Annotated in this window: 5 protein-coding genes and 1 pseudogene; 1 reads left to right on the top strand and 5 read right to left on the bottom strand. The window is 69.7% G+C overall.

Translation table 11 applies throughout. The annotated features are described in order from the left end of the window. Positions 1-226: pseudogene (locus ACJA3G_RS30465) on the bottom strand (hypothetical protein); the annotation flags it as partial. 355 nt (positions 227-581) lie between these two features. Between ACJA3G_RS30465 and ACJA3G_RS30460 the strand changes: the two are divergent. Further along, a complete protein-coding gene (locus tag ACJA3G_RS30460; RefSeq protein WP_406556267.1) occupies positions 582-884 on the top strand; it encodes a hypothetical protein in 303 nt (100 codons plus the stop codon). 73 nt (positions 885-957) lie between these two features. Here the strand turns inward: ACJA3G_RS30460 and ACJA3G_RS30455 are convergent, their stop codons facing one another. The 4 genes from ACJA3G_RS30455 to ACJA3G_RS30440 form a co-directional block, all read right to left on the bottom strand. Beyond that, complete coding sequence (locus ACJA3G_RS30455) at positions 958-1467, bottom strand: hypothetical protein (RefSeq protein WP_406556266.1); 510 nt, start codon at positions 1465-1467, stop codon at positions 958-960. A gap of 274 nt (positions 1468-1741) precedes the next feature. Next, the gene (locus ACJA3G_RS30450) at positions 1742-2722 is read right to left on the bottom strand and encodes an L-threonylcarbamoyladenylate synthase (RefSeq protein WP_406556265.1); all 981 of its coding nucleotides are present in this window, start codon (positions 2720-2722) and stop codon (positions 1742-1744) included. Between the two features lie 221 nt (positions 2723-2943). After that, positions 2944-3819 (bottom strand): ribosome-inactivating family protein, encoded by an 876-nt coding sequence (locus ACJA3G_RS30445; RefSeq protein ID WP_406556264.1) that lies wholly within the window; start codon positions 3817-3819, stop codon positions 2944-2946. A 56-nt stretch (positions 3820-3875) separates the two neighbouring features. After that, on the bottom strand, positions 3876-4744 hold an 869-nt coding region (locus tag ACJA3G_RS30440), incomplete at its 5' end, for a Crystal protein ET79 (protein WP_406556263.1).

Below are 4744 nucleotides of genomic sequence, written 5' to 3'. Positions count from 1 at the left end.
ACAGCCGGTTCCACCAGTGGAAACCGTGCTGGGTTCCGTCAAGATGCACCTCGCCGACCACGAGATCACCGCCGAAGACGTCGTTGACGATCAAAGCCGTGATGTCGCAGTGCCCCCAGGCCGGGTTGTCCGGCTGCCAATCGGCCTGGTCGTCGGGCGAGCAGGTGTCGGCAGACCAGCCGGCACGCAGGGCCTTGTCGAGATCAAGCAGGTTCCAAGAGGTCATGCCGCCAGCATCGCAGCCACCACCGACATCACAGATGGCCCAGGCGCCAAGGCCCGGCTGTCCCGAACATGCCACGGAGACAGCCGAACAGAGGACGAATAGTCATACCGGACAGGGAGATCAACTGTCCGTCAGCAGGACTTGAAATGTCCACTCACCCGGACGGCCCACTGTCCGTGGACGGTGGCATCCAGGTCCGTGGTCGCAGCCAGCTCCCACCAGCACCCCTCCCCCGACATACAGCGAGCCGTCCTCGTCACCTCACTGTCCGGGTGGCGCAGCAACCGGCAGACCACCCCCCGCACCGTGCTCCTGACACTCACCGCAGCGCCCCCTCCAGACGTCGCTGCGGACGATGTCGAATGTGGTGCGGCGTGCGCGGATCGGTACGCAGATCTGGCTGCCGACGAGCCGCGCGTCGAGGGTGGCGCGCGCTGAGATGCGAGATGCCGCAGCGCATCTGGCGCGGTCGCATGGCGAGCTACGGACACAGGTCGACCACGGCCTGCGCCTGGTACGCACTCTCAATGCCCATACCTCCGACCTCAAACGTGAAATTCGCGACAACTACGGCGAAAACGGCCGGGCGTGGTTCGAGGCACTCGAACCACGCATCACAGAAGCCCGATCCGAGCGTCGCGCGAGCCGCTTCGGCTAGGGATGGCGGCAGCCCTTCGGGCCAGCCGAGAATCGCAACCACGCCAACCAGTCCGCATTCAAGGCCGAGTCGATCAAATGGCAGTCGCCCTTCGATGTGACTGAACATCTAGTTGAGTCGAGGAGGGCTCGTAGAGCGCGAAGCAGGGTGTCGGCGGCTCAGCGGTCACCCGCCGCGAGACGCCCGGCAGCGGTATCGGGGCCCGCCTGGGGGCCACGCCGTTCCCCATGCGATCCCGGGCGGTGCGGAGCAGGTCGGTGGCGGAGGCGACGGTGACCTGGGACCCGTTGATGCGGCTGCCGTAGCCAGTGATCCGCAGGCAGTGGCCGTGGTACGGGCCCCCGACGACGATGCGCCCCTGGTCGTCGAGCTTGTAGGCCTCGGCGTCGATCTGCGGCCCGGGCTGTGCTTTGGGCTGGGAACACTGTGTTCCGGCCGCCACGAGCGCGATGCCGACCGACTTCTCCACCCCTGCGTTGGGCAGGATGTCGCAGGGGCGTTTCCTGGAGACTGGCGTCTCGGCGCCGTCCCCTCCCCCGCACCCGGCCAGCACCAGCAGCGCGCCCGTCGCCCATATGCTCATCCGGCGGCCCGTCATGACGCCACGCGTCTCGAACGGCGGTGCGCACGGGCGGCGTTGCGGAGTTGGATCGCCAAAACGTCCCTGCTTCTCGTTCCGTGCCCACTGCTCGCGCTGATTCTCTTCGGCACCCCTGACAACGGTCAGAGTCCGGCCCTGGGCCGCGTCCAGCGCCGTGCCGGGCGGGCAGGAACCGGAATCACGCCGACCGGGGAAGGTAGGTCAAGTGCGCGGTCCGGAGCTTCACGGCACTGGCCGCTCGTGGCGCCGGTGGTGGTCACACGGTGGTACGGGGACCCGCGGCGCGACGGAGCCGGTTGGCGATCGCCAGTCCCAGCCCCTCCTCCGTCGGCAAGGACGCGACGATGACGTCGCATCCCTTCTGGTCGAGTTCGCGCAGGGACGCGTACAGGCCGCGCGCGTGGGCGGCCATCGAGACGGGGACCTCCAGCACGGCGTGCGCCTTCACCGGCGCCCCGGCGAAGGCGGCGGGAAGGAAGACGCCCACCCGGTGTCCCAGGCCGACAGCGATTTCCGCCTCGGCGATGACCTTCTGAGGCTCGACGAGGACGACCCGCGCCCTCGGTGCGTAGTGGGACGGATGTTGTCCCGGCACGCGGACGCCGCTGGTCACCGGGACGGCGAGTGGGTGGCCCAGCACCGCTTCGAGGTCCTCGCGGGCCACCCCGCCGGGCCGGAGGATGGCGGGGGTGTCACCGGTGACGTCGACGATGGTGGACTCGACGCCGACCTCACAGCGACCGCCGTCCAGCACAAAGTCCACGGCGTCACCGAGTTCGGCACGGACGTCGTCCGCAGTGGTGGGACTGACGGAGCCGAAGCGGTTGGCGGACGGGGCCGTGATGCCGCCGCCGAACGCCTCCAGCAGCGCGAGGGCGAGCGGATGGTCCGGCACACGCACAGCGACCGTCTCCAGACCGCCGGTCGCTTCCATCGGCACGCGGGCACCGCGCCGCAGGACCAGCGTGAGCGGTCCCGGCCAGAAGTGCTCGGCCAGCAGACGAGCCGCCTCAGGCACATTCTTCACCCACGCGTCCAACTGTTCCGCGCCGGCGATGTGGACGATCAGAGGGTGGGAGGCAGGGCGGCCTTTGACCTGGAAGATCCGCGAGACGGCGGCGGCGTCCTCGGCATTGGCGCCGAGACCGTAGACGGTCTCGGTCGGAAGGGCCACCAGGCCGCCGGCGCGCAACACAGCGGCCGCCTGGTCGATGTCGATAGCGGTCACCCTCCCCATCTTAGGCGGGTCAGGGACTGGCCTCGTTCATGATCGAACCAGGGGAGGCAGCCGCACCGGGCGTCGCGGTGCGTGCGCCGCGTCGTCGAGCCCACACCCGCCACGGGCATTCCCGCGAGGCGGTGCGGACCAGCTCCTGCCCGCAGGGACCCGCCGGACCTCCGCTCCGGGCCCACCCGCCTCGCGGGCGGCCCGGAGCGGTCCCGCCGGGACCGGGGGGATCAGTGCTTGGTCGACAGGAGCATGACCAGGACATTGCGGATGTCCCGGATGTTGCGGAATGTGCGGCCTCCCACAGTCCGCGCCGGTGGCTGCTCACCCCGGAGCAGCTGGCGGGTGAAGCCCGTCAGCGCGCTCCAGTCGTTCTCCAGCTCGATGTTGTCGGTGGACTGGCGACCGCGGTCGCCGCCGTCCGGCATCGCGCTGAGGATGCTGTCGTACACCGGCCGGAAACGGGCGGCCTCGGACGTCGCGGTCACCATGGTGAGTGCGGCTGTGGCCACCCTCCGGTTGTCCGCCGTGCCCGACCTGTTCGCGAAGTCGTAGAGGTCGTTCAACTGGGAGACGAGCGTGGAGCGTTCGAAGGTGAGATGAGCGCGGTCGACGGACGAGTTGGCTTCGAGGTGCCCCTGCTGCGTTCCGTACCGGCCGTTGAACGGCAGGATGCGCGAGGAGCGGCCCATCTGGCGGCCGAGGTCGAAGTCGTTGAACTGCACCACGTCCCCGCCATCGACCGAGAACCCGCGCAGGTAGAGGTTGTCGGCCGTGTAGTGGAGGTTGACGTAGCGGTTCCCCGGGAGCTGCACGCGCAGCGTCACGATGTCGGGGCTTGTGCTGGTCTCCAGCAGCGTCGGGTCGGCTTCGAGGTGGTGGCCGACCGCTGTGCGCAGTCCGGCGATGACCCGGCCGTAGGTGGTGCGGACGGAGGCGTCGTCGGTCTGGGTGAGGTCCCAGATGTACGGTGCCTGAATCGCCTGGGGCCCCACCGTGGCGGCGGCCGTCGCCACAGAGGCGTGTCCGTCGGCGGCCTGCGCGGCGGGTGCCACGCCGGTGAGCAGGGCGGCGGTGAGCAGGAGAGCGGGTATTTCCTTGCGCATGGTGTTCCTTACGAGAGGGAGGGCGTCGAAGGGGCCGCCCTGGGACGGCCGGCCGGTCAGGCCGTGCGGATGCGGAAGGTGACCTGCGCGTTCTTGCCGCCGCCGCCCGACTGGTCGCACGCGAACCCGGTGGGCACGTTGCAGGTGTAGCTGTTGCCGCCGGAGAAGGGGTTGTTCCAGCTGATCGAGACGATGCCGCCTTCCGACATCATGTAGGAGGCCCGTCCCTCGGTGCCGGTCATGAAGCCGGAGGACTCACTCTTCCAGTAGCCGCTGGCGCTGGGGTTGATGAGCGAGGCCGGCAGGGAGTTGTCGCTCCAGACGCCGTGCGACAGGCTCGCCCCGGTCCGCACGAGCGCGCGGCCGGAGTCGTTCAGCAGGTTGACCGCGGTGCTGCGCACGGGGGTGGCGGCGGCGACGGCGGATGCCTTCAGCGTCGCGGGGCCGCCAGTGAGTGTGATGCGGACGGTGGCGTTGTTGCCGCTGCCACCGCTGATCGTGCACTGGTAGCCGGACGGTGCGTCGCACCAGTAGCCGTTGCGACCGGAGTACGGGTTGTTCCAGTGGATCCGCACCTCGTCCGTGGTGCCCGCGATCCGGTAGTTGGTGTATCCCTCGGTGCCGGTGAGCATTCCGCAGGAGTGGCTGCCCCAGGAGGGGCCGGTGTGCTTGGCCACGTAGTCGGGCGGGAGGTTGTCGTCGTCCCAGCAGCCGTGGGAGAGGCTGGAGTAGGTGCGGATCAACTGCTGGTTGGTGCTGTTGCTGAAGGCCACACCCACGCTGCGGGCGGAGGACGCGCTGACGTCGGCGGACGCGCCGGCGGCAGAGGACACCGAGGAGGTGGCGGGGGCGGCGGTCGCGGCCTGCGCGGCCGGGGCCAGGCTCACACCGGCACCGGCGAGAGCGGTCACGGCCAGGGCCAGGG

It is taken from the genome of Streptomyces sp. YS-3, assembly GCF_045257485.1.
In the GTDB taxonomy this organism is placed as follows: domain Bacteria; phylum Actinomycetota; class Actinomycetes; order Streptomycetales; family Streptomycetaceae; genus Streptomyces.
Note: the sequence above shows the minus strand (reverse complement) of the source record. Positions and strands in the feature narration are given on the sequence as shown.

What these genes read in the sequence shown, in the direction of transcription:
- ACJA3G_RS30460 (WP_406556267.1), top strand. Translation starts at nt 582, where the DNA reads ATGTCGAATGTGGTGCGGCGTGCGCGGATCGGTACGCAGATCTGGCTG.
- ACJA3G_RS30455 (WP_406556266.1), bottom strand. Translation starts at nt 1,467, where the DNA reads ATGAGCATATGGGCGACGGGCGCGCTGCTGGTGCTGGCCGGGTGCGGG.
- ACJA3G_RS30450 (WP_406556265.1), bottom strand. Translation starts at nt 2,722, where the DNA reads ATGGGGAGGGTGACCGCTATCGACATCGACCAGGCGGCCGCTGTGTTG.
- ACJA3G_RS30445 (WP_406556264.1), bottom strand. Translation starts at nt 3,819, where the DNA reads ATGCGCAAGGAAATACCCGCTCTCCTGCTCACCGCCGCCCTGCTCACC.